This window comes from Pseudobacteroides sp. (assembly GCF_036567765.1).
Taxonomy (GTDB): domain Bacteria; phylum Bacillota; class Clostridia; order Acetivibrionales; family DSM-2933; genus Pseudobacteroides.
Genome location: NZ_DATCTU010000113.1, coordinates 1 through 23,649 on the forward strand (window position 1 = coordinate 1; position 23,649 = coordinate 23,649).

At 37.0% G+C, this 23,649-nt stretch carries 23 protein-coding genes, 1 tRNA gene and 2 riboswitches; of the genes, 6 read left to right on the forward strand and 18 right to left on the reverse strand.

The features are described from left to right. The first annotated feature begins 2 nt into the window (after positions 1-2). The 3 genes from VIO64_RS18560 to VIO64_RS18570 all read left to right on the forward strand — a co-directional run bounded on the left by VIO64_RS18560 (position 3) and on the right by VIO64_RS18570 (position 2,875). Positions 3-75: transfer RNA gene (locus VIO64_RS18560), tRNA-Pro, on the forward strand. A 933-nt stretch (positions 76-1,008) separates the two neighbouring features. Next, the gene (locus VIO64_RS18565; RefSeq protein WP_331921027.1) at positions 1,009-1,479 is read left to right on the forward strand and encodes a YdeI/OmpD-associated family protein; all 471 of its coding nucleotides are present in this window, start codon (positions 1,009-1,011) and stop codon (positions 1,477-1,479) included. 110 nt (positions 1,480-1,589) lie between these two features. Further along, positions 1,590-1,673, forward strand: a riboswitch (cyclic di-GMP riboswitch). A gap of 95 nt (positions 1,674-1,768) precedes the next feature. Beyond that, positions 1,769-1,853, forward strand: a riboswitch (cyclic di-GMP riboswitch). A gap of 179 nt (positions 1,854-2,032) precedes the next feature. After that, a complete protein-coding gene (locus VIO64_RS18570) occupies positions 2,033-2,875 on the forward strand; it encodes a transglutaminase-like domain-containing protein (protein WP_331921029.1) in 843 nt (280 codons plus the stop codon). Between the two features lie 81 nt (positions 2,876-2,956). On the opposite strand, the gene radC is transcribed toward VIO64_RS18570, so the two are convergent. From radC to mtaB, 7 genes are all read right to left on the reverse strand, one after another. Further along, positions 2,957-3,625: a RadC family protein gene (radC, locus tag VIO64_RS18575; RefSeq protein ID WP_331921031.1), complete on the reverse strand. Its 669-nt coding sequence runs from the start codon at positions 3,623-3,625 to the stop codon at positions 2,957-2,959. A 102-nt stretch (positions 3,626-3,727) separates the two neighbouring features. Further along, positions 3,728-4,783: a DUF3048 domain-containing protein gene (locus tag VIO64_RS18580; protein WP_331921033.1), complete on the reverse strand. Its 1,056-nt coding sequence runs from the start codon at positions 4,781-4,783 to the stop codon at positions 3,728-3,730. 186 nt (positions 4,784-4,969) lie between these two features. Beyond that, positions 4,970-5,269, reverse strand: a complete 300-nt coding sequence (locus VIO64_RS18585) for a DUF1292 domain-containing protein (protein WP_331921035.1) — start codon at positions 5,267-5,269, stop codon at positions 4,970-4,972. Between the two features lie 176 nt (positions 5,270-5,445). Next, positions 5,446-5,856, reverse strand: coding sequence for a Holliday junction resolvase RuvX (gene ruvX / locus VIO64_RS18590; RefSeq protein WP_331921037.1), 411 nt, complete (start codon positions 5,854-5,856; stop codon positions 5,446-5,448). Positions 5,857-5,926: 70 nt separating this feature from the next. Further along, the gene (locus VIO64_RS18595) at positions 5,927-6,874 is read right to left on the reverse strand and encodes an aldo/keto reductase (protein WP_331921039.1); all 948 of its coding nucleotides are present in this window, start codon (positions 6,872-6,874) and stop codon (positions 5,927-5,929) included. A gap of 239 nt (positions 6,875-7,113) precedes the next feature. Beyond that, positions 7,114-7,368 (reverse strand): IreB family regulatory phosphoprotein, encoded by a 255-nt coding sequence (locus VIO64_RS18600; RefSeq protein ID WP_331921041.1) that lies wholly within the window; start codon positions 7,366-7,368, stop codon positions 7,114-7,116. A gap of 323 nt (positions 7,369-7,691) precedes the next feature. Then, entirely contained in the window at positions 7,692-8,990 is a 1,299-nt protein-coding gene (gene mtaB, locus VIO64_RS18605) for a tRNA (N(6)-L-threonylcarbamoyladenosine(37)-C(2))-methylthiotransferase MtaB (RefSeq protein ID WP_331921043.1), read from the reverse strand. 240 nt (positions 8,991-9,230) lie between these two features. On the opposite strand from mtaB, the gene VIO64_RS18610 reads away from it, so the two are divergent. After that, a complete protein-coding gene (locus VIO64_RS18610; RefSeq protein ID WP_331921045.1) occupies positions 9,231-9,458 on the forward strand; it encodes an HPr family phosphocarrier protein in 228 nt (75 codons plus the stop codon). A gap of 122 nt (positions 9,459-9,580) precedes the next feature. Here VIO64_RS18610 and VIO64_RS18615 read toward each other — a convergent pair whose 3' ends face one another. The 4 genes from VIO64_RS18615 to eno all read right to left on the reverse strand — a co-directional run bounded on the left by VIO64_RS18615 (position 9,581) and on the right by eno (position 14,288). After that, entirely contained in the window at positions 9,581-10,027 is a 447-nt protein-coding gene (locus VIO64_RS18615) for a DUF523 domain-containing protein (protein WP_331921047.1), read from the reverse strand. A 5-nt stretch (positions 10,028-10,032) separates the two neighbouring features. After that, positions 10,033-12,414 carry a ribonuclease R gene (gene rnr, locus VIO64_RS18620; RefSeq protein WP_331921049.1) on the reverse strand — a complete coding sequence of 794 codons (2,382 nt, stop codon included), beginning with the start codon at positions 12,412-12,414 and terminating at the stop codon, positions 10,033-10,035. 149 nt (positions 12,415-12,563) lie between these two features. After that, entirely contained in the window at positions 12,564-12,809 is a 246-nt protein-coding gene (secG, locus tag VIO64_RS18625) for a preprotein translocase subunit SecG (protein WP_331921051.1), read from the reverse strand. 159 nt (positions 12,810-12,968) lie between these two features. Continuing rightward, positions 12,969-14,288, reverse strand: a complete 1,320-nt coding sequence (gene eno, locus VIO64_RS18630; RefSeq protein WP_331921053.1) for a phosphopyruvate hydratase — start codon at positions 14,286-14,288, stop codon at positions 12,969-12,971. A gap of 271 nt (positions 14,289-14,559) precedes the next feature. On the opposite strand from eno, the gene VIO64_RS18635 reads away from it, so the two are divergent. Continuing rightward, entirely contained in the window at positions 14,560-15,096 is a 537-nt protein-coding gene (locus VIO64_RS18635; protein WP_331921055.1) for a peroxiredoxin, read from the forward strand. 121 nt (positions 15,097-15,217) lie between these two features. Here the strand turns inward: VIO64_RS18635 and gpmI are convergent, their stop codons facing one another. The 4 genes from gpmI to gap all read right to left on the reverse strand — a co-directional run bounded on the left by gpmI (position 15,218) and on the right by gap (position 20,010). After that, positions 15,218-16,753, reverse strand: a complete 1,536-nt coding sequence (gpmI, locus tag VIO64_RS18640) for a 2,3-bisphosphoglycerate-independent phosphoglycerate mutase (RefSeq protein ID WP_331921057.1) — start codon at positions 16,751-16,753, stop codon at positions 15,218-15,220. A 114-nt stretch (positions 16,754-16,867) separates the two neighbouring features. After that, entirely contained in the window at positions 16,868-17,623 is a 756-nt protein-coding gene (tpiA, locus tag VIO64_RS18645; RefSeq protein WP_331921059.1) for a triose-phosphate isomerase, read from the reverse strand. Between the two features lie 13 nt (positions 17,624-17,636). Beyond that, on the reverse strand, positions 17,637-18,830 hold the full coding sequence (locus VIO64_RS18650) for a phosphoglycerate kinase (RefSeq protein ID WP_331921083.1): 1,194 nt from the start codon (positions 18,828-18,830) through the stop codon (positions 17,637-17,639). Between the two features lie 172 nt (positions 18,831-19,002). Continuing rightward, a complete protein-coding gene (gene gap / locus VIO64_RS18655; protein WP_331921061.1) occupies positions 19,003-20,010 on the reverse strand; it encodes a type I glyceraldehyde-3-phosphate dehydrogenase in 1,008 nt (335 codons plus the stop codon). Positions 20,011-20,460: 450 nt separating this feature from the next. Between gap and VIO64_RS18660 the strand changes: the two genes are divergently transcribed. Continuing rightward, positions 20,461-21,078 carry a PilZ domain-containing protein gene (locus VIO64_RS18660; RefSeq protein WP_331921063.1) on the forward strand — a complete coding sequence of 206 codons (618 nt, stop codon included), beginning with the start codon at positions 20,461-20,463 and terminating at the stop codon, positions 21,076-21,078. Positions 21,079-21,179: 101 nt separating this feature from the next. Here the strand turns inward: VIO64_RS18660 and VIO64_RS18665 are convergent, their stop codons facing one another. The 3 genes from VIO64_RS18665 to VIO64_RS18675 all read right to left on the reverse strand — a co-directional run bounded on the left by VIO64_RS18665 (position 21,180) and on the right by VIO64_RS18675 (position 23,638). Then, positions 21,180-21,749: a DNA-3-methyladenine glycosylase I gene (locus VIO64_RS18665; RefSeq protein ID WP_331921065.1), complete on the reverse strand. Its 570-nt coding sequence runs from the start codon at positions 21,747-21,749 to the stop codon at positions 21,180-21,182. Between the two features lie 209 nt (positions 21,750-21,958). Continuing rightward, positions 21,959-22,426 carry a 6,7-dimethyl-8-ribityllumazine synthase gene (gene ribE / locus VIO64_RS18670; RefSeq protein ID WP_331921067.1) on the reverse strand — a complete coding sequence of 156 codons (468 nt, stop codon included), beginning with the start codon at positions 22,424-22,426 and terminating at the stop codon, positions 21,959-21,961. Further along, positions 22,427-23,638: a bifunctional 3,4-dihydroxy-2-butanone-4-phosphate synthase/GTP cyclohydrolase II gene (locus tag VIO64_RS18675; RefSeq protein WP_331921069.1), complete on the reverse strand. Its 1,212-nt coding sequence runs from the start codon at positions 23,636-23,638 to the stop codon at positions 22,427-22,429. It lies immediately after the preceding gene. Positions 23,639-23,649 lie beyond the last annotated feature (11 nt).

Genomic DNA, 23,649 nt, shown 5'->3' on the forward strand with positions numbered 1-23,649 from the left:
ATCGGGGTGTGGCTCAGGTGGTAGAGCGCTTGGTTCGGGACCAAGAAGCCGGAGGTTCGAGTCCTCTCACTCCGACTATAGTAAACAAGCGACTTTTAGAAAACGAAAGTCGCTTGTTTACTATAGTTGGAAATTGTATAACTAAATTGATTATAGTTTAAAGAACCAAATTCGTTACATACAGGAATATACCTGCATTTATAAGTAAAAACAAAATTTTAAACCCAAAATGTAATTTCCCTAGTAAATTTAAAACGATATATGTAATTATAATTGATAACGGCAAGTAAAAGAGAAGCCCAACAATTTGCAAACCCATTATCTGACTTTCAACATCCTTGGTATTTTTCATATACCACTTGTCTGTGTAATGTATTGCAGTAAAAAACAAATTACAAAAAAGTGTAATCGCTGCCAATAAATCAGCTGAGTATAACAATGCTTTCTTAATATTAGCTCTTATTTCACTACTAATAATGTACATACACCCCTTTGTGAATAATATACTCGTTTCTATATCAAATGTGGCAAACACCATATTCAGTATATATAAGCAATATCAAAAATGTCAATTTAAAAGTAACTGCTTCTTTTTTAAATTTCATTCGCAAGCACGTAAGCAACTAAACATTTCACCTTCCTCAAACACTGCAAAAAGTATATAATGTGTTTATACAACGTATAATCTAGATTAAAAGTGTTGCTAATCTTACATTTGGCGAAGCAAATAACGAACGGTTCAACGGGATTTGCGACAGACAAGTGTAATAGATTTATCACTTTTAATCTATCTATACAGAAACAGGTGATTAAAATGCTAAAAAAGAATTATGTAAAGATCATATTTTACAGTTTTATAATAATTGCTGCATTGGTATTAGCCGTTATAAAGCTGCTCGACGCTAAGTATTCTTCTATATGGCTTTATATTTTGGTTATAATAATATTTAGCTTCCGGCTGATATCCTCAATAAAAACACCACTTTATAAGTCAAAGGATGATAATTAATGAAAAAATACGAATTTGAAGCGGAAATAATAAAGCATGAGACACTTAATTCCGGGTATATAGAATTTCCTTATGATGTGGAAAAAGAGTTCGGAGTAAAAGGCCAGGTAAAAGTTAAGGCATATTTTGACGGATATGAGTACAGAGGGTCTCTTGCAAAGATGGGACACCGATGCCATTTTATCGGATTAAATCAGAAGGTCCGAAACGCAATCGGAAAGGGTCCCGGTGACAAAGTACATGTAATTATAGTTCAGGATACAGAAGAAAGAGCAGTGGAAATCCCAATGGAACTTGATAATTTATTACACACCAACCCTAATGAAAAGGAATTTTTTCACAAGCTTTCATATTCTCATAAGCGTGAATATATCGAATGGATTCTATCCGCCAAAAAAGAGGATACCAAAGACAGAAGGCTCCTCCTATGCATTGAAATGCTTAAGGCTCAAAAGAAAACACCTAAATAATATATTTCACAATAAATATGGATAAATTAGTCGAAGCCTATTGTAACTTACGATAAAAAGTAGTAAAATATAATTGTAGGAGATTTATGTAATTAATTAAATAGTAAACATACTGATAATGACAAACCTATCGAAAGATAGGGACGTAAAGCCCAAGGGTCTAAGGTTTATTCTATGACAGCCGGGTTGCCAAAGGTGTTAGGATTGCTTTTAAAAGCATATACCAGCTCTGTTTGGCAAGTCAATCAGAGCTTTTATTATGTTCACATTTATTAATTATGTAAAACCCTTTCGACAATGGCAAACCTTTCGAAAGAAAGGGACGCAAAACTACAGGTCTAATGTTTATTGGGGAATTTCAAAGGGTTGTCTTTAATGCAGTTTTCTATTATTAAAAGTACATGTTGCTTTTAATTCATTTTCATTAGCAGTAATTCCGATCATTTACTTCATCCCGTCTTACTGTCTTAAATGGAAACACTCCTTAAGTAATCCTTGATAATTCCCAAACTAAAACTATGACGGCTGAGTAACCGAAAAAGGGGGATTTATCATGAACCGTTTTATTAAGCTTTTTTTGATTTTTACCATCACTTCTTTGTTATCCATCACGCCCTTCCAAGTATCGAATGCCGAAGAGCCACTTCTGATTACTGAAAACGGAGTATCTTTGATTAAGCTACCATCACAGGCTGATGGGAAAATTAACATCTCCGGTCAGACCTCGAAACAAAAAATCAAAGCCCTTATTATTAAAGATTCTTATCAGGAATGGTTTGATATTGACCTTGACAATGGCAAGTTCAATGAAAACATATGGTTTACTGAGGGCAAAGGCCAGTATGAAGTTAATATCATGGTTAATCTTGAGGATAGAAAATACACCTATGGCCCTAAGCTAATTGTAGAAAACGTTGCTGATGTTAACCGATTCTTGGTTCCCACCAAGGATATTGAAAGCGACTATCCTGCTATTGCCGATCTTGCCAAACGTCTTACAAGGCTCTCCAAAACCGATCGCGATAAAACTAAAAATATATATAACTGGATTACCAAGAACATAAAGTATGATTATGACAAATATCGCAGACAGCTGGCAAATGACTTTACAGATGTCTACGGAGCAGAAAATACCTTTAAAACAAAAAAAGGTGTATGCTACGACTTTTCAACCTTGTTTGCGGCCATGTCCAGGTCTATCGGTATAGAGGCAAAAGTCATACGAGGCAATTATGTATCGGGAAAACGTCAGGAATATCATGCATGGAACGAAATTTATCTTCATGATGAAGGAAAATGGATAAAGCTGGATTCCACTTTCGGATATGCACTGAATAAAAATTACTTCGATAATAAGGACTTTGATATTGATCATGTCAAAATCGATGAATTGTAGAAACCTTTCTAATCACTAATATCAATTTTAAAGCCGGCTAAACCAAAAGTATCTGACAGCCGGCTTTTTATATTGCCTTATTTATTTCATCAATCCCTTTTCAGCAAAGCTTACATATTTGTCGCCTGCAACAATAATATGATCAATAACCGTTATGGAGATTGCTTCTAGAGCAACTCTAATACGCTCAGTAATCTCAATATCCGCCCGGGATGGATTCATGCTTCCTCCAGGATGGTTATGTGCAAGAATGACGCTGTTTGCCTGATGCCTTAGTGCTGTCTCTACAATAAGCCTAGGGTATACAGGGGATTCGTTTATAGTCCCTTCCTGAATAAGTGCCGAGTAGTTTACTCTGTTTTGGCTGTTTAAACAAATAAGATAGAATGCTTCATAGGTTCTGCCCATAAATATTGAAACTGCAAACTGGCCCGCTTTTGCCGAGCTGTCCAACACAGGCTTTTCTCCCCATTTATCATTAAAATACCTTCTGGAAATGGAAGGTATCAATGCAAGAAGAAATGCGGAGCTTTCACCAATCCCTTCTGTATTATGAATATCCTTTATATCCGCTTCAAAAACACCTGAAAGTGATCCGAACTTTTTCAAGAGCCTGTGTGCAATTTCATTCGTGTCTTTTCTCGGTATGGAATAGAAAAGAAGCATTTCCAGTACCTGATGAGGTTCAAAGCTATCCAGTCCTTCTTTTAGAAATCTTTCTTTCAGCCTTTTTCTATGCCCTTCATGCATATTATCCCCCATTTAATTTACATTTTTGACATAATGAAAAGAGATTAAACTGTCACTTTTCGTATAGTATATTTCGGCTATAATTTCTAATTACTGAATACATTATTGGAATATAACTTTCGAATTTAAAGGCACTATTTGTATCCAGGTAAGACCTGGGTTTAATTCAATGGGTTTGCCGCTTTCATCGGTATAGCTTGTCTTTGAATTTCTGGCTTTCTTGGCCCATTTGATTTTAATTGCTTCTCCGCATGTAATAAACCAACCGTTTCCGCTTCCCACATCATTCAAATCCTGCCTTCCTTTATCATCTCCCTTTATTCCATAGTTGGCTATATGTTGAATAATTATATTCTTAACCTCCAACTGTTTTTTGCTTACTCGTTCCATATGCGGCTCGCCATTGCGAGTCTTCTTATATATGTCGTTTGAGGCGTCAAATTCATATGTATTGAATATTCTTGAGTTATACCTTACCGTTATTTTATTCGCCTTTTCTCCTGAATTTAATTTTTCATCCATTTGATTATAGCCAAAAACCAACTTTTTATCGGTAGTCTGCTTGTACTTTGCTTTTTTTATAAAGTTCCTCACATTTTCCATTGATGTATATGAGTCCTGCCAGTTTCTTCTGTCCTTTGTCAAATCCCAGAAGACTTCTCCTCCGTAGCCAACGCCATTTATGTTGTTAATTTTGAATTTGGATATATCTTGCATGGCTCTAGGACTCCATCCAAAATGCACATAGATGGCGTCATGCTCCATAACAAAATCAAGGTAATAATGCCTTGAGCTCCTGACAGGCCCGATCATACCGGGATTGGTCCCCCAGAAGACCGGCATTAATCTGGTCTCACCGCCTTCAACGGCAATCTCATAAACCAGCTGTGCCTTATCAAGTCCACCCTGAGGCAGCACCCTTTTACCTTCGTTATCAATCATAACAGCAACGGGCCTTTCCCCTTCCTTCGGAAACACAAAATTAATTTTTTTAGGCGTTGGCGTTGGTTCCACAAAAGGCGTACTAGTAAAAGATGGGGCCATTGTGAATGTTACATGAGTACTGGTAGGCACTATATTATTATTTGCCCCATCACATGCAGCTATAGAAGCTATAGCCATAAGTGTACCAAGCAAAATAATTATTCTTTTAATCATAAAACTCCCCCCCATAAATTTAATTTAATTTATATAAACCCCTGATACTGATATAATTTGCCGCATATATAGACAACGAACTGTAAAGTTATATAACTAATTTACAGTTCGTCATCTATAAACAGAAGGATCAATTCTTAATAAATTGTCCTTTGTTCGGTATTCTATAAATATTTTAGGTAAATATTATTCTGAAAAATCAAACTCATCTTCCATTCTGACTTTGAATTCCTCGAAAACCATATTTAATTCAACTTCATCCTCGACACTGATAAATGAATCTTCGCCTTCCTCATTATGCTCTATCTTAAGAATTAATACCTCATCAGTATCGCTTTCTTCCTCCTGCTCTTCTTCTTCCATCTCAACCGGTAAAAGAACAACATATTCACTACCGTTCATTTCAATTGTATCAAGGTGCTCGAATTCAACTTCTTCTCCGTTTTCGTCAACTAGAACAACTACGTCATCTCTCTCTTCGGACATTATTATCCCTCCTTTTCCTTTATCAGAATATAATTATATCACAGTATCAAAAGTTTCCCAATATTTTCTCACTAAATTGTAAACATTAAATATATTTAACATAATATATTGTTTTTATACATAGCTAATTAACAATATCAGGATCAGAAGTAATTTTATTCATTTCTTAGTATAGTTTACAAGCTGTCCAAATAGTTTTGCAGTATATATACAGCAGCAATCTGATCTTCAATTGCCTTTTTCTTTGATGTCTTTATACCCATATCATGCATTGCCCTGTTGGCAGCCTTTGTAGTTAACCGCTCATCCCACGGAATTACCTCCAGCTTGGACTGTTCTCGGAGCAGATTTATAAATTCCATTGTTTTCTCGCCTCTTTCACCAATGGTACCGTTCATATTGCGAGGAAAACCCACAACACATTTTTCCGCTTGGTGCTGTGCTATTATCTCAATTAATCTTTTTAAAGGTTTTCTGATATCGGAATCCCACCTGATGGTCTCTACACCGCGTGCAATCATCCCTAATGGATCACTTATGGCAACACCGATTTTCCTATCTCCATAGTCAATTCCTATTATTCTCATTTTACCTCCAGTAAGTTATAGATACTGGGCTGACTTAGCTTTACAGCTTAATATCTATAAACACTCGTCTCTATCTTATTTTTATTGCAAACATAGTGCATACACCTGAACAATACCCGCACAGAACACACTTGTCCATATCCACTTCAGCTTTTCCATCTGCAACTTTCAAAGCTTTTTGCCTGCATCGATTCACGCAGTTTCCGCATCCATTACACCAATAATCAATATGTAGTATTCTCTTTTTATTAATCAAAGCATACCTTATGTTCTCAGATACCTCTTGATTATTAAAAATACTAACATTCATCCTGACTTCCTCTAAGGACTGCATACCCAATGCTATAGAATGGATAAACGGCAGCTTTAAAACAAATTCAAGACATTCATCAAAACTTCTTAGAAGATTGCCCCCTCCTAAAGGCTTCATGCTGTATATACCCTTTCCAGCCTCAAAAGCCTTTCTAACTGCTGCAAGCATTTCGTCTATTGTCCCATCACCAATGCCCAATCCAGCCTTATTTACTATGGGGTGAATTACGTCTATTTCCGGCATATCCGCTGCTGCATCCACAACTTCAACATTATGGGTTGATACACCAACTGCTTTTATTATTCCTTTTTCCTTTTGTTCAAGGTAATAATCCAAGGCATCTTTATGGCCTCTAAGCGTCAATCTACTCTCTTGTTCGTGAAGCAAAAAAATATCCAGGACATCAATATCCATTTCTCTCCTGGCTTTTTCTACGCTGTCCCTGGCCGATTCTTTGCTGTAGGCATAAGATTTGCTTGCCACCACCGGCTTAAATTTTGAAATCCTTATAGCCTCTCTTATATGGGGATATGTTCCGTATAGTTCGGCGGTATCAATAAAGTTAACCCCCATTTCAAAGGCATCGGCTATGACCCTCGCACCCTCTTCAACCGACATATTGGCTTGCAGTGGGCCTATTATAAGTCCTCCAAAACAAAGCCTTGATACCTTTATCCCGGTATTACCCAACTCTATATAATCCATAGATAATCACCACTTTTAACAGAGATAACGAACTGATATATAACTTTACAGTTGGCTATCTGTAATAGACACAAAAAAAGACATTCTAAAACCACAGAAATGACTAAAATACAACTTCCGCTACAAACTTCGCTTATATGTTGACTTAACTTTCAACATACATTCAAAATCGGAAGTAATATTTTAGTCATTTCCTAGCAATAAGCTAATATAGTAGACTGCTCTTAAAACCCAAAAAATTATTTCTTTTCTTCCAGATAGAATCTTACAATCTCTTCTAAAAGCTCATCCCGTTCAAGTCGTCTTATTATGCTTCTCGCATTGTCATGGCTGGTTATGTAAGTAGGATCACCCGAAAGTATGTATCCAACTATCTGGTTAATAGGGTTATACCCTTTTTCCTTTAAAGCTTTATATACCAATGTCAATATCTCATGTGCAGAATTCAGTTTTTCTTTGTCAACTTTGAACATCATAGTTTCGTTATTAACCATTTATAACCACTCCCCCAACTACTTAGTGTTGTATGATTATTTAGTGCTGAATCAAATCAATTAAACCCTTACATTGGTAGGTACCAAATGCGAGATTTATAGCATATATTATTAAGATCTCTTCCATAAAAAATAGGCATTTATTACTATAACAATCATAGAACTTTTAGACTATTAAAATATAGTATGCAAATACTATTAATATAATAGTAATACAATAGGATAAATTATGCAACAATGGTGAACCTTAATTAAACAACATTATCTAACCCAAATTATTCTTATCACAATCATAATTCACTTATCGGTGATAATCATTTGCCTTATAAAATATCCCCAAAAATATAATCATTCGTAGCTTTTATTAGCTTTACATTACATATTTGACCTTTTATATCATTTCTTCCATTAGATATAACACGAGAGAAATTCATTGTCAAGCCCTCCATGTTCCCCTCCTCCAAACCTGACTCCTGCTCAAACAAAACCGGCACTACTCTTCCTTCCATCCTCTTATTGAACTCCAGTAAATTTTTATTAGAAAGCTTTAGGAGGATAGTACTTCTTTCCTCTTTTTTCTCTGCATTCACCTGATTTTTAAAGGATGCCGCCGCAGTGCCCTTCCTAGGTGAATATTTAAACACATGCATCTTAGCAAGGGATAGTTCCTCCAAAAACACCAGTGTTTCATTAAACTCAGCATCCGTCTCCCCCGGAAACCCTACCATTATATCTGTAGTTATGGATACATCCGGTATATTATCCCTTAAAAGTTTAACTACGTTTTTATATTCCTCTGTGGCATATTTTCTGTTCATTCTTTTTAAGGTCTCATCACAGCCGCTCTGAAGGGATATATGATAATGTGGGCAAAGCTTATTAAGTCCCTTAACCGCTTCCACAAACTCCATGTTTATCATAGTGGGCTCTATGGACCCAAGCCTTATCCTTTCAATTCCGTCAAAATCATGAATATCCCTTATAATCTCAAGAAGGGATGATCCGATATCCCTACCATATGATGCCAAGTGAATACCGGTAAGAACTATCTCTTTAAATCCGTTTTGTGCGAGACCTTTTACCTCATTAACAACATCTTCCCTCTCCCTGCTTCTTATAGGTCCTCTTGCATAGGGTATAATGCAGTATGAACAATAATTGTTGCAGCCGTCCTGAATCTTTAGTATTGCCCGAGTCCGATCTTTATATGAGGTTAAATCAAGTTTTTCAAAATTTTTAAAATCTTTTATATCACCTACATAATTAACTCTGCCGCTTCCTGATTTTATGTCCTCCAAAAACTCTATTATTTTCCCCTTATCCTTTGTTCCCACTACCATATTAACCCCTGGGATATTCTCTACCTCTTCAGGGGAGGTTTGGGCGTAGCAGCCTACAACAATAACAAAAGAATCAGGGTTGCACTTTTTTGCTTTCCTAATGACATTTCGTGACTTTCTGTCACTCATACCCGTTACAGTGCAAGTGTTTATAACATAAACCTCCGCTGGAGCATCAAAATCAACAACCTGGTAGCCGGCATTCTCAAAAATTTCCGACATGGCTCCGGTCTCATACTGGTTTACTTTACATCCCAATGTAAAAAAAGCAACTCGTCTCATTAAATTATCCTCAATAACGTTTTATATATTTTTAATCAAAAGTTTGTTAGTTATGCACAATTGGCGTTAAAACCCTTATATCAATTGGATTTCAACTATTTTATTATAAAACATTAGGATTGATTTAACAATATCATCATTGACTTGACACCAAAAACAGGATAATATTAATTTGAGATTGTTATTATAATTACTTGTTATATAGTAATACCAGCATTTAGAGAAAAGGGGGTTTGTAATATGAAATCATTTAACATTATTTTAAAGTCCATAAACGATGTAAAAGACTTTGTTAATATGGTAAACAAATATGATTTTGATGTTGATTTGACATCAGGTCGTTATGTTGTAGATGCAAAGTCAATTATGGGAATATTCAGCTTGGATCTTGCAAAACCAATCAAAGTTGATGTACACTCAGATGATTGTGAAAAATTCTGTGATGAAATTAAAAACTTTATACAATAATATATCTAAAAATTCACTGATTTTTACATTCTTTACAACAGTACAAATTTAATTTTAAATACGGATACTTTTTAAGTATCCGTATTTTATTTCGCTTATATATTTACCTAGTTTTATGTCCGTTATTCCAGATCTTTCTCGCTTATTACTTCCAGTCCGTTTCTTATGAGAAGCTCTGCCGTAACACCATTTCCTTCAACCAACCGTCCGGAAAATGTTCCATCGTAGATGCATCCTACACCGCATGAAGGGCTTTTAGATCTTAGAACAGCTTTTTTAGCATCCAACATTTTTGCGATTTTCAATACCTCTTGTGCACCCTTAATAAAAGCATCTGTAACATCATCACCGTCTTCCCTTGTTACCCGGCAACGTAAGTCTAAGACGTCAGCTCCTGTACCCCTGAGGATTTCAGTCTTGGGCCTTGGAGTAGTAAAGCCTCCTAATTGCTCGGGACATATGGGTACAGCTCCTTCCTTATTAATCAGATGAATAACCTCTTTATTCCAATTACTGCCGCCGTTATATTTACAATTGACACCCAAAAGGCATGCACTAACTAATATCATAAATTTCAGCCTTTCTTTTTCTTCTTTTTACCTTTGATGCTAGCTTTAACCTTACGATCAATGCCGCCCCACTTTCTCGGTCTTTTTGCCTTGATAACCTCTTTGGCAAGTTTATCTGCACCTTCATAATTTTCGCCGTTTTTTTTGCTGATATCCTGGTCAGTTTCACTGTCTTGCGTATATTTGCCTCTGGCCTTTTTAGGCTTTCTTTTATATGATAGGCCAGCCGAAGATTCCCCGTTGCCATCTTCGTCCTTACCATCAAAAAGAACAAAATCTATCTGTCTTTTGGCAATATCAGCCTTGGCCAATTGAACACTTACAGAATCCCCGATACTATAAATTTTTCTGGTTCTCTCACCAATTAACATATACCGCTCATCATCAAAAATGTAATAGTCATCCTCCATGTTGTCCATTCTTACAAGTCCTTCAATAGTGTTATCAAGTTCAACAAACATACCAAAGGAGGTAACGCTTGAAATTATTCCGTCAAAGACTTCTCCTTCATGCTTTTTCATATATTCAACCTTCTTAAGATCATCGGTCTCCCTCTCAGCTTCCTCTGCTGCTCTCTCCCTGGTTGAGCAATGATTCGCAATCTCAGGCAGTATTTCATTAAACCGGTCTTCCCTGCTCTCACTTATATTGCCTTTTATATATTCTTTCATTATCCTGTGAATTATAAGGTCAGGATACCTTCTGATAGGGGAAGTGAAATGGCAATAGAATTTTGCAGCAAGCCCGAAATGGCCGTTACTTTCATGGCTGTACCGTGCTTTCTGGAGGGACCTTAACATAACAGTGCTAATAATCCTCTCCTCTTTTTTACCCTTTACCTTGCTTAAAAGATCCTGATATGCTTTTGGGTGAGGATCTCCCGAACCTTTCAAGCGATAACCAAGCTTATCTAAAAAGTCGGTAAAGTGCTGCACTTTGTCCGTATCGGGATCTTCATGTATTCTATATACAAAAGGGGCATTTGCCCAGTAAAAATGCTCGGCAACCGTCTCGTTACAAATAAGCATAAACTCTTCTATGATTTGATTTGCAACCGTGTATTCATATTTCTTGATTTCAACAGGCTCTCCCTTATCATTTAGAATTATTTTTGCCTCATCAAAATCAAAGTCTATGGCTCCTCTGGAAAAACGCTTCTTTCTAAGTATTAATGCCAATTCCTTCATAAGGTTAAAGTCATCCAACAAATAATCATATCTTTGTAATAGATCTTCATCCTTCTCTTCCAGAATTTTGTAGACATTTGTATAAGTCATTCTTTCATCTATATTAATAACACTCTCAAAAATTTCGTGGTTTATGATTCTGCCCAATTTGTCAATATCCATCATTACAGTAAATGCAAGCCTGTCAACCTGAGGATTTAAACTGCATATTCCATTTGACAGCTTTTTAGGCAGCATGGGTATTACCCTGTCTACAAGATAAACGCTGGTTCCCCTCTTTAAAGCATCCTTATCTAATGGTGAGTTCTCAGTAACATAATAACTTACATCGGCTATATGTACTCCAAGCCTGTAATTGCCATCCGGAAGCCTTTGCACGGAAACAGCATCATCCAAATCCTTTGCATCTTCCCCGTCAATAGTTACCATCCTCATTCCCTTTAGGTCCCTACGCCCATTCATTGCCTCTTCAGGAACCGTCTCGCTTATTCCTTCCGCTTGTCTTAAAGCCGCTTCGCTGAATTCCTGCACAAGGTTATGTGATTTTATAATAGAAATGATATCTGTACCGGGTTCATCCTTATCTCCGATAATTTCAATTATCCTACCCTCAGCATTTCTTCTCTGCTCAGGCCATTTTATAAGCTCTACTACAACCTTGTGACCTGTCTGAGCACCATTAACCTCGTCCTTTGGAATAAATATATCGGCACCAAGCCTTTTATCATCTGGTATAACAAAGCCGAAATACTTGCTGCTCTCAAATGTACCCACAACATTGGTGTTAGCCCTCTTTAATACCTTCAGTATCTCACCCTCCGACCTTTTACCGGGAGCTGTACCCTTATTTACTCTTGCAATTACTCTATCGTTATGCATAGCTCCATGCAATGAGTGGGCAGGGATAAATACATCATCGGTATCTTCCTCATCAGGTATCACAAAACCAAACCCTTTCTCACTTCCCTGCAAACGCCCTGATACAAGGCTCATTCTTTCAGGTATACCGTATCTATCCCTGCGAGTCTTATATATCTTACCTTCCTGTTCCAACTCGGTCAAAACATTCTCAAAGTCAGCAATATCATCCTTGGGAACGTCCAATACCGCCACAAGTTCTTTAAAAAGAAGAGGTTTATAAGCATCTTCCTTCATAAAGGAAACTATTCTCTTTTTCCTGTCCTGTCTCATATCACTCATCAATAACCTAGCCCTTCCGAATATTTTTTATTTTTTATTGTTCCCCTGGCTTTTATCAATATACTTTGAAAATGGAAAATTTCCTAGACATAATAAAAACAACTACCAATAATGATAGTTGTCTTGTATAACCAGTGTAAACTCTGCAATTATCTGTTTATAAGTAACTCCAAAGCTATTGAGGTAACTAGAAACAATACCGCAGCAACAGTTGTATACTTACTTAACAAGGCATCTATTGTTCTGCCTTTGTTTTTACCGAAAAAGGTTTCGGCTCCACCTGCTATAGAACCGGATAAACCCGCTTGCTTACCTGATTGTAACAAAACTACCGCTATTAGCGAAACGGCGAACAATATATGAAATATATTCACAATAATATTTACTGCACTCATTACAAAACACCTCCATGGCAAATTGACAACTATCATTGTAGCATAAATAAAAACAAAAAACAAGCATTATATGGATTGTTTTTGATATAATTTAATTAAAATGAGGTGCTGCAAATTACTCAATAGTAGATTTGCAACACCATCTTTTTTAATGTGCTATTATTTATTCTTAAGATTGAACCATGCATCAAGGCCTGGGTACTGGCTTACACCAGCAAGTTCTTCTTCGATCCTTAATAACTGGTTGTATTTTGCAACACGGTCAGTTCTTGAAGGAGCTCCGGTCTTAATCTGACCAGCGTTTGTAGCAACAGCTATATCAGAAATTGTAGCATCTTCAGTTTCACCTGATCTATGTGATACAACTGCAGTATAACCTGCTCTGTTTGCCATTTGGATAGCATCAAGAGTCTCAGTGAGTGTACCGATCTGGTTAACTTTGATAAGTATGGAATTTCCTACTCCAAGGTCGATTCCTCTCTTTAATCTTTCAGTATTTGTAACAAAAAGATCGTCCCCTACCAACTGAATCTTAGAACCGATTGCTTCAGTAAGCATCTTCCAACCTTCCCAATCTTCCTCTGAAACGCCGTCTTCCAATGATATGATCGGGTATTTATTTGCCAAATCACACCAGAAAGCGACCATTTCTTCCTTAGTCTTCATTATGTCAGCTTTCCAGAAATAGTAACTTCCTTCCTGACCCTTTTTCTTAGCTTCTTCATACATTTCAGTAGCAGCTGCATCTATAGCAATTCTGAAGTCAGCTCCAGGCTTGTATCCTGCTTTTTCAACAGCTTCCAATATAACTTGAATTGCCTCTTCGTCAGTCTTAAGGTTAGGTGCGAATCCGCCTTCATCACCTACTGCAGTGCTGTAACCTTTGCCGCTTAATACCTTTTTCAAGTTGTGGAATACTTCCGCACACATTTGAAGAGCATGCTTGAAGCTTGTAGCACCAACAGGCATTATCATAAATTCCTGAATGTTAACACTGTTGTCAGCATGTTTTCCACCGTTGATGATGTTCATCATCGGAACTGGAAGAACCTTTGCATTTACACCGCCTATATACTGGTAAAGGCTTAATCCAAGAGCTTCAGCAGCAGCTTTTGCAGCAGCCATAGATACTCCTAAAATAGCATTTGCTCCTAATTTTTCTTTGTTAGGAGTTCCGTCCAAAGCAATCATGGCATTATCTATTGCTACCTGGTCAAACACGTTCATACCTTCAATTTCAGGTGCTATTATGTTGTTAACGTTATCAACTGCCTTCTGAACGCCTTTTCCCAAGTATCTGCTTTTATCACCATCTCTTAATTCTATAGCTTCGAAAGCACCTGTTGAAGCACCTGAAGGAACTGCTGCTCTTCCTAAAAATCCGCCTTCTGCTATTACTTCAACCTCTACTGTAGGATTACCTCTTGAGTCAAGTATTTCTCTAGCGTAAACACTTTCAATTTCTAAATACTGTTTCATTACTTAATCTCCTTCCATTCTTAAAATATAACATTAATAGAATAACTTAAGTCTTGACAATTGTAAATAATATTTTGTAAAATGCTTGTTAATTTTTTAACCGTTTTTATTATTAATTACATTTTTTTATTTTATGTATTAATGCATGAATGAAAAGTTGTTTAACATGTACACAAAAATGTAACATTGATGTTTTACATGAAAATAAAATGGTATAAATACATCATGAAAAATTAAAAATACTTATATAACTTAAAGGAGGTTTACAAGGATGAATCGTATTGTTGGAGTACAAGCACCTGATTTTAATATGGAGTGTGTGGATGGAAAAGGCGAAGATTTTTTAAATGTATCACTAGGTGACTATAAAGGAAAATGGTTGGTACTTTTCTTCTACCCATTGGATTTTACTTTTGTATGCCCCACTGAAATCACTGCTATGAGCAGAAGAATAGAAGAATTTAAAAAGGCTGGAGCTGAAGTTCTTGCAGTAAGCATAGACAGTAAATTTTCACATAAGGCATGGATCCACACCCCTGTTGAAAATGGCGGTCTTGGAAAAATTAATTTCCCAATTGCATCCGATATTACCAAAGAAGTATCTCAAAAATATGGTGTCCTCATTGAACAAGCAGGAATTGCATTAAGAGGCTTGTTTATCATTGATCCTGACGGTGTCGTAAAATATTCTGTTGTTCATGATCTAAATATTGGAAGAAGCGTAGATGAAACGCTGAGAGTATTACAAGCACTGCAATCAGGTGGCTTATGCCCTATCGACTGGCACCCGGGCGATAAACTTCTTTAGGTATTTCCTAAACATAAAAATCCCCCCTAAAGTTTATCCTATTTCTTCATATTATATAGGAAATTTTAGGGAGGATTATTATTTATACTTATGAAAATCATTTATATAACTATAGAATGACTTATTTTACAATCAACGAACTTCCTGTCATCTCTTTTGGCTTTTCAACTCCCATTATATCGAGCATTGTAGGCGTCAGGTCCGAAAGTCTTCCCGACTTTAGCTTCGCTTCTCCTAAACCAATACCAATTAAAGGAACTTCATTTGTAGTGTGTGCAGTAAACGGTCCGCCTGTAACATAATCAATCATTTGCTCTGAATTACCATGATCTGCTGTTATGAGAGCTACTCCTCCCTGAGCCTGTATAGCATCCACTACCTTGCCGACACATGCATCAACCGCTTCAACTGCAGCCTTTGCCGCCTCCATTACGCCTGTATGACCAACCATATCAGGGTTCGCGAAATTTAATATTATTACGTCATACTCTTTTGAATTAATTCTCTTAACGGCCTCGTCAGCCACCTCATAAGCACTCATTTCAGGCTTCAGATCATAAGTTGCAACCTTTGGTGATGGAATAAGAGCCCTGTCTTCACCTGGATAAACCATCTCAACACCGCCGTTAAAGAAAAATGTAACATGAGCATACTTCTCTGTTTCCGCAATTCTAAGCTGCTTGTGTCCAAGCTTGCTTATGTATTCTCCAAATGTGTTTGTAAGTGATTCAGGCTTAAATGCTACAATCGCATTTTCTATTGTTTTGTCATACTGTGTCATGCAGACAAAGAACACAGGGAAATATCCTCTTTCTCTTTCAAATCCTTTAAAATCAACATCAGTGAATGTTCTTGTGATTTCTCTTGCTCTGTCCGGTCTGAAGTTAAAGAATATGACGGAGTCGTTCTTATCTATGAGTGCAACAGGTTTGCCGCCTTCTATAATAGCAGTAGGCTTTACAAATTCATCAAATTCGCCCTTATCATAGGAGTTCTGAACAGCCTCACCTGCACTTGCCGCAGTAAGCCCTTTTCCAGATGCCATTACATCATATGCCATCTGCACCCTATCCCATCTGTTATCTCTATCCATGGAGTAGTAACGCCCCATAACAGATGCAATCTTACCAGTACCGATTTCTTTTAACTTTGCTTCCAGCTCTTCAACAAAAGCCTTTGAGCTATCCGGAGGGACATCTCTACCGTCAAAGAAACAGTGTATATAAACGTCCTTCAGGCCCTGTCTTTTCGCCAGTTCAATCAATGCATAAAGGTGAGTATTATGGCTGTGTACGCCTCCGTCAGATAACAACCCAAACAGATGAAGCTTGGTATTATTCTTTTTACAGTTTTCTATTGCATCAAGAAATTCCTTTTTATCAAAAAAGTCACCATCTTCTATGGATTTTGTGATTCTGGTAAGCTCTTGATATACAATTCTTCCTGCACCTATATTTGTATGCCCTACCTCGGAATTTCCCATTTGGCCTGTAGGAAGGCCAACATCCATCCCGCTACACTTTATTGTGGTATTGGTATAATCTTTTAAGTATCTGTCAATATTGGGTGTATGTGCAGCTTTTATGGCATTTCCGTCTTCCTTTGGATTTATGCCGAAGCCGTCCAATATTATTAATGCAACCAATTTATCCTTCATTATAAAACACTCCATTCATATTTCTGGTGCAGTATTACACCACAATTTCCTAGACATTAACAAAAACAACCCCTTCTATATTAAAAGAAGAAGGTTGTTTTATTTCCATATAAATTAACCGTTGTACTTAACGATCTTTTCGAAATCATCAAGCTTAAGGCTTGCTCCACCTACAAGACCACCGTCAATGTTGGGCATGTTGAACAGATCATGTGCACTTGCAGCAGTGACACTTCCGCCGTAAAGAATTCTTGTAGCTTCTGCAACTTCACTGCCATATAATTCTTTAACACATTCTCTTATTATTGCACAAACCTCTTCAGCCTGCTCATTGGTTGCAGTCTTACCTGTCCCTATAGCCCAGATAGGTTCATAAGCTATAACAGTCTTTTTAGCCTGTTCTGCTGTCAATCCTAAAAGTGCAATTTTAACCTGGAATCTAACGAGGTCAGCTGTAACTCCCTGCTCTCTCTGAGCCAAGGATTCTCCGCAGCATACTATTGGGGTCAAACCATATTTGAATGCTGAATGAACTTTTTTATTAACAGTTTCATCAGTTTCTGCAAAGTATTGTCTTCTTTCGGAGTGACCGATTATAACATACTCAATGCCCATTTCTGCAAGCATTTGACCTGATACTTCACCTGTAAATGCACCCTTTTCTTCCCAGTGCATATTCTGAGCAGCCACTTTTACGTTTGATCCTGCAGCTGCCTTTTTAACATCTGATAATGCTACAAATGGAACCCCTACTACAACTTCGGAATAAGCTCCTTCAACTTTTGTCTTTAATGCACCTACAAATTCTGCAGCTTCATTTGGAGTTTTATTCATCTTCCAGTTTCCTGCAGCCATTATTACTCTAGCCATTTTTCATCTCTCCTTATTTATCCAATAATACATCTATTCCAGGCAGTACTTTTCCTTCAAGGAACTCCAGTGAAGCTCCGCCACCTGTAGAAATATGAGTTATCTTTTCAGCATATCCAAGCTGCTCTACTGCAGCCGCAGAATCTCCTCCACCTACGATGGATATAGCTCCTGACTCAGCAACAGCTTTAGCAACTTCCTTAGTACCTATTGCAAAGTTGGAGAATTCAAATACTCCCATTGGTCCATTCCATACCACTGTCTTCGCATCTTTTAATACATTTGCGAAAAGCTCAATTGATTTTGGCCCAATATCCAGACCCATAAAATCATCAGGTATTTCTGTAGAGCATACAAACTTTGATTCTGTATCGTTGTTGAATTCTTTTCCTACTTTGTTATCTATAGGAAGCAAAAGCTTAACGCCCTTCTTTTCTGCTTTATCCAAAAGGCTCTTTGCAAGATCCAGCTTGTCGGCTTCACATATTGATTTACCGACATTGTTACCCTGTGCCTTTATAAATGTATATGCCATACCGCCGCCTATAATGAGTGTATCAACCTTGTCTATCAGGTTTTCAATAACCGCTATCTTATCTGAAACCTTTGCTCCTCCCAAAATTGCGACAAAAGGTCTTGCAGGGTTTGATAATGCTTTACCCATTATATCGATTTCTTTCTGAATAAGGTATCCGCAGACAGCAGGCAGATAATCTGCCAATCCTGCAGTTGACGCATGTGCTCTGTGTGCTGTACCAAAAGCGTCATTAACATATATTTCTGCCAATGTTGAAAGCTCTTTTGCAAATGCAGGGTCATTCTTTTCTTCTTCCTTATGGAATCTTACATTTTCAAGCATAAGAACTTCACCGTCTTTCAACGCTGCAGCCTTAGCTTTCGCATCTTCACCGATAACGTCGGAAGCCATAACAACGGGCTTGCCCAAAAGTTCACCCAGCCTTACTGCTGTAGGCCTCATGCTGAATTTATCTTCAAAACCGTTCTTTGGCCTCCCAAGGTGTGATACCAAAATGGTTTTTGCACCTTTATCAACAAGATACTTTATAGTAGGAAGTGCTCCAACTATTCTCTTGTCATCAGTTATATTTTTGTTTGCATCCAATGGAACGTTAAAATCAACTCTGACAATAACCTTTTTACCTTTTACGTCAATATCTTCAATTGACTTTTTATTATAGCTCATTATATTCATTCCTTCCTATGAAAATAGTCATAAATTAATTGCTTTTAATAAATCAGAAATATCTAAAAAGTCCACCCCAAAACACTCCCTGCTGGTCGGGTTGAAGGATGGACTATTAATCAACAATTTATTGACTTATGGATAAAATACTTAAATGATTGTTATCCATTCCTAATTAAGCATCAACCTTTGACATGTGAATGATGAGGTCTACTACCTTGTTTGAATAACCCCACTCATTATCATACCATGATACGAGCTTAACGAAGTTGCCGTTTAATGCGATACCTGCTTTTGCATCGAAAATTGAAGTACGTGCATCATGAATGAAGTCTGATGAAACAACTTCATCTTCAGTGTATCCGAGGATACCCTTTAATTCATTTTCAGAAGCTTTCTTAACAGCAGCCTTTATTTCATCATATGATGCAGCTTTTTCAAGTCTTACTGTGAGGTCAACAACTGAAACGTCAGCTGTTGGAACTCTGAATGCCATACCTGTGAGCTTTCCGTTTAATTCAGGAATAACCTTACCAACTGCTTTAGCAGCACCTGTGGATGAAGGAATTATGTTGAAACCTGCACCACGTCCGCCTCTCCAGTCTTTGTTTGAAGGTCCGTCAACAGTCTTCTGTGTAGCTGTTACAGCATGTACAGTAGTCATTAAGCCTTCAACTATACCGAAGTTATCATTGATAACCTTTGCTAAAGGAGCCAAGCAGTTTGTAGTACATGATGCGTTTGAAACAACGTTCATGTCTTTAGTGTACTTATCGTTGTTAACTCCCATAACGAACATTGGAGCATCTGCTGAAGGAGCACTTATAATAACTTTCTTTGCTCCGCCTTTGAAGTGAGCTGAAGCCTTTTCAGTAGTTGTGAATACGCCTGTTGATTCAACAACATATTCAGCTCCACAGCTTGACCATGCAATCTCTGCAGGATCCTTTGAAGCGAATACAGCTATTTTCTTTCCGTTTACAACCAATTTGCCATCAGCTTCGGAAATTTCACCTTTGAACTGTCCATGCACTGTATCGTATCTCAACATATATTTCATGTATTCGAGATCGATGAATGGGTCGTTAATACCAGTTACTTCTACGTTTGGATTTTCAATCGCAGCTCTGAAAACAAGACGTCCTATACGTCCAAAACCATTAATACCTATTTTTACAGCCATTAAAATCATCCTCCTATATGTTATTAGTTAATTTGTTATAATAGTGAAACATATTTCCATCACTATCGTGCAGCTATTATGTAGCTAAAGCACTAATCCCCACTTTATGGCTTTTTTATTTTTTGCCAATGTTATTCTATATTATTTTATTTCATTTTTCAATAGAAATTGGGCAATTTTATTAAATTTTTAACAATCTTTTTCCACACAATCATGGGAAAAATAAATTATTAAAAATTTGTTATCCTTCCGATAATAATTTTGAAGGATATTTAGCTATTAAAGTAGAATAACAATATAATACCCAAATTCCAACATACTAATACTTATATTGCTAGTTTTGAATCTTTATCAAGCTTTGCTGCCTGACAGTATTATGATATACTTAACATTATGGTATACTAAACACTGTAAATTAAAATAGATTTCTATTCATACGGAGGGATATTGATGAATATAAAAGCCGGTGAAATTGTATCGATACGCCACTGTTCCGGTACAAAGTTATATAAAAGCATTGTACTCGAAACTCTTGACGATACACTATCTGTAAAACTATTCGATGAAGTCGCACTTCTTAACTGTTCTCCCGGCGATCCAGTGGTTTTGGGGTGCGAGTTTAACAATGAGGTTTACATGGGTAGCTGTAATCTTTTAGATATCGATAAGGACAATAATAAACTTTCTTTAAAGATAGACAACTATGAGACTATCACAAATAAGAGGCTTTATGAACGATTTCCCGTTTCATTTTATGCCGACGTAAGAATAGGGGAATCTCAGAAAAAAAACCTGGTCCTTGTTAAAAACATAAGTATAAACGGCCTTATGATCAACACCAAACATGATTTCCCGGTATACCAGGAATTAAAATTCGAGCTTCACCTCGATATCAAACTTCACCTTAAGGCAACTGTTATAAGAAAATCCAAAGACACCAACAATTTTGAGTATGGCCTTAAGATTATCTATACAGATGTAAATACTCCAAAGCTTTTAAAGAAGCTTATTCTTATTTTAAAGCAGGAACAAGAGGATTTTATAAAGAAATTGAAGGAACCGAATTAAGAAAATGCTTATATAAAAAAACTACCTCCGTCCAAAGGATTGGAGGTAGTTTTTTATGCATGAAAACACTACAATTTATCAATTTTTCTTTACAAAATCAGTTACTCTTTATGAAACAAAAAGCAGTCTGCTGTGTGGTCATTGACCATACCTATTGCCTGCATAAAAGCATATATAATGGTAGAACCTACAAACTTAAAACCAAGCTTTTTCATATCTTTGCTTATTTTATCGGAAAGCTCTGTTGTGGCAGGAATGTCAGCTAACTGCTTCCATGAATTTACAATCTGTTCACCATCCACATATCCCCATATAAAAGAATTAAAGCTTCCGTATGTGCTTTGTATCTTTTTAAAGCAAATTGCATTTTGTTTAACCGATTCTATTTTTAATTTATTTCTGATAATATCTTTATTTTGCATAAGAGCTTCAAATTTTTTATCATCATATTCAATGATCTTATCCATATCAAAATTGTCAAACGCTTTTCTGAATGCTTCCCTCTTTTTGAGAACAGTCAGCCAGCTAAGACCTGCCTGCATCCCCTCTAGAATAAGAAATTCAAAAAGCTTATTATCATCATGAACCGGCCTACCCCACTCAAAATCGTGATATTTTTGATATATTTCATCGTCAGTAACCCATGCACACCGAATTTTATTCCTTTTCATGTTCTACTTCCTCCGTTATTGACAAAATTTTTTTAAGGAGCATTATTATAAGAATTTTACTGCAAACACAAATAAGCCTGCCGATTTTTTTCGGTGGGCTTATTTTTTTCTTTCTGTCAGAGAAACAGAATTTTAATTGTTCTATAGCAATGCTATCTCATATCCTAAACTTACAAACTTGCAACAGCCCTCCTACAACAATACTCCTATTATATAATCTTCATCAAGTTAGCCATTTCAATAGCTGTTACAGCTGCGTCATAGCCTTTATTTCCCGCCTTTGTTCCTGCTCTTTCAATGGCCTGCTCTATTGTATCCGTCGTAAGTACTCCGAAAATTACAGGAATGCCGGTATCTAATGAAACTTTGGCTATTCCTTTTGACACTTCATTAGAAACATAGTCAAAATGAGGAGTTGAGCCTCTAATTACTGCCCCCAGGCAAATAACAGCATCAAACCTCTTGGAATTTGCCAGTTTCTGTGCTGCCAGAGGTATCTCAAAAGCACCCGGAACCCATGTCAGCTCTATGTTTTCCTCTGTTCCGCCATGCCTTACAATGCCGTCAATACATCCGCCAACAAGCTTACTGCCTATAAAATCGTTAAACCTTCCTATTACAACACCGAATCTAAGATCCTTAGCTATAAGATTTCCTGCATTAGTTTTTATTGCCATTTACTGTTCCTCCCTATAATCATCTAATAAATGCCCCATTTTTTCTTTTTTTGTTTTAAGATAGAAGCTGTTTACTTCATTTTCCTGTATCTGCAGCGGTACTCTTTCAATAACTTCCAGACCATATCCTTTAAGGCCTACAAGCTTTTTGGGATTGTTGGTAAGAAGCTTGATTTTTTTGACACCAAGATCACAAAGTATCTGTGCACCTATTCCATAGTCCCTCAAATCAGGTGCAAATCCCAGTAAAACATTGGCTTCTACTGTATCCTTGCCCTTATCCTGAAGCTCATATGCCCTTATCTTATTAACAAGACCTATACCCCTGCCTTCCTGCCGCATATATAAAACTATTCCCCTGCCTTCATCGGATATCCTTTTTAATGCAGCCTTTAACTGTTCACCGCAGTCACACCTTAGTGAATGAAACGCATCTCCCGTAAGACATTCCGAATGAACCCTTACCAAAACAGGCTCACTTGAAGATATATCTCCCTTAACAAGAGCAACATGATGTTCTTTGCTTATTGAATTTTCAAAAGCTACTATCTTAAACTCACCGAAGGCGGTAGGCATTTTAGCCTCAGCAGCCTTTCTTATAAGCTTTTCAGTATTTCTCCTGTACTCTATAAGCTGTGCTATTGTAATTATTTTAAGATCATGCTGCTTCACATATTCCATAAGCTGAGGAACCCTTGCCATTGTACCGTCATCATTCATTATCTCGCAGATAAGTCCTGCTGGGTATAGTCCTGCCAACCTTGCGAGATCAACAGATGCCTCGGTGTGTCCTGCACGCTTTAATACTCCTCCATTTTTTGCAACCAAAGGAAATACATGCCCAGGTCTTACAAAATCCTCTCTTTTAGCCTCTGAATTTGTGAGCTCCTTTATGGTTTTAGCCCTCTCAAACGCCGAAATACCGGTAGTTGATGTGATGTGGTCAACTGTGACAGTGAAGGCCGTCCTCATATTTTCGTTGTTGTTATCAACCATCATATGCAAATCCAGTTCATTTGCACGGCACTCGTCTAGCGGAACACAAATCATACCCCTGCCATATGTAGCCATAAAGGTTATGCTTTGAGGCGTGACCATTTGTGCTGCCATGACAATATCTCCTTCATTCTCTCTGTCTTCGTCATCAACAACAACTATCATATTACCTTTTTTTATTTCCTCTATAGCTTCCTCAATTGTATTGAATTTCATTTTACATCCTC

Bases quoted from the DNA above. Each gene is read 5' to 3' on its own strand.
- rnr (WP_331921049.1), bottom strand. From the start codon at position 12,414: ATGAGTGATATGAGACAGGACAGGAAAAAGAGAATAGTTTCCTTTATG.
- secG (WP_331921051.1), bottom strand. From the start codon at position 12,809: ATGAGTGCAGTAAATATTATTGTGAATATATTTCATATATTGTTCGCC.
- VIO64_RS18610 (WP_331921045.1), top strand. From the start codon at position 9,231: ATGAAATCATTTAACATTATTTTAAAGTCCATAAACGATGTAAAAGAC.
- VIO64_RS18600 (WP_331921041.1), bottom strand. From the start codon at position 7,368: ATGGTTAATAACGAAACTATGATGTTCAAAGTTGACAAAGAAAAACTG.
- ribE (WP_331921067.1), bottom strand. From the start codon at position 22,426: ATGGCAATAAAAACTAATGCAGGAAATCTTATAGCTAAGGATCTTAGA.
- VIO64_RS18635 (WP_331921055.1), top strand. From the start codon at position 14,560: ATGAATCGTATTGTTGGAGTACAAGCACCTGATTTTAATATGGAGTGT.
- radC (WP_331921031.1), bottom strand. From the start codon at position 3,625: ATGCATGAAGGGCATAGAAAAAGGCTGAAAGAAAGATTTCTAAAAGAA.
- VIO64_RS18675 (WP_331921069.1), bottom strand. From the start codon at position 23,638: ATGAAATTCAATACAATTGAGGAAGCTATAGAGGAAATAAAAAAAGGT.
- gap (WP_331921061.1), bottom strand. From the start codon at position 20,010: ATGGCTGTAAAAATAGGTATTAATGGTTTTGGACGTATAGGACGTCTT.
- VIO64_RS18585 (WP_331921035.1), bottom strand. From the start codon at position 5,269: ATGTCCGAAGAGAGAGATGACGTAGTTGTTCTAGTTGACGAAAACGGA.
- VIO64_RS18660 (WP_331921063.1), top strand. From the start codon at position 20,461: ATGAATATAAAAGCCGGTGAAATTGTATCGATACGCCACTGTTCCGGT.
- eno (WP_331921053.1), bottom strand. From the start codon at position 14,288: ATGAAACAGTATTTAGAAATTGAAAGTGTTTACGCTAGAGAAATACTT.
- VIO64_RS18570 (WP_331921029.1), top strand. From the start codon at position 2,033: ATGAACCGTTTTATTAAGCTTTTTTTGATTTTTACCATCACTTCTTTG.
- VIO64_RS18565 (WP_331921027.1), top strand. From the start codon at position 1,009: ATGAAAAAATACGAATTTGAAGCGGAAATAATAAAGCATGAGACACTT.
- VIO64_RS18580 (WP_331921033.1), bottom strand. From the start codon at position 4,783: ATGATTAAAAGAATAATTATTTTGCTTGGTACACTTATGGCTATAGCT.
- gpmI (WP_331921057.1), bottom strand. From the start codon at position 16,753: ATGAAGGATAAATTGGTTGCATTAATAATATTGGACGGCTTCGGCATA.
- tpiA (WP_331921059.1), bottom strand. From the start codon at position 17,623: ATGGCTAGAGTAATAATGGCTGCAGGAAACTGGAAGATGAATAAAACT.
- VIO64_RS18615 (WP_331921047.1), bottom strand. From the start codon at position 10,027: ATGATATTAGTTAGTGCATGCCTTTTGGGTGTCAATTGTAAATATAAC.
- ruvX (WP_331921037.1), bottom strand. From the start codon at position 5,856: ATGAGAATAATAGGAATTGACTATGGAGATAGGAAAATCGGTGTTGCC.
- mtaB (WP_331921043.1), bottom strand. From the start codon at position 8,990: ATGAGACGAGTTGCTTTTTTTACATTGGGATGTAAAGTAAACCAGTAT.
- VIO64_RS18665 (WP_331921065.1), bottom strand. From the start codon at position 21,749: ATGAAAAGGAATAAAATTCGGTGTGCATGGGTTACTGACGATGAAATA.
- VIO64_RS18595 (WP_331921039.1), bottom strand. From the start codon at position 6,874: ATGGATTATATAGAGTTGGGTAATACCGGGATAAAGGTATCAAGGCTT.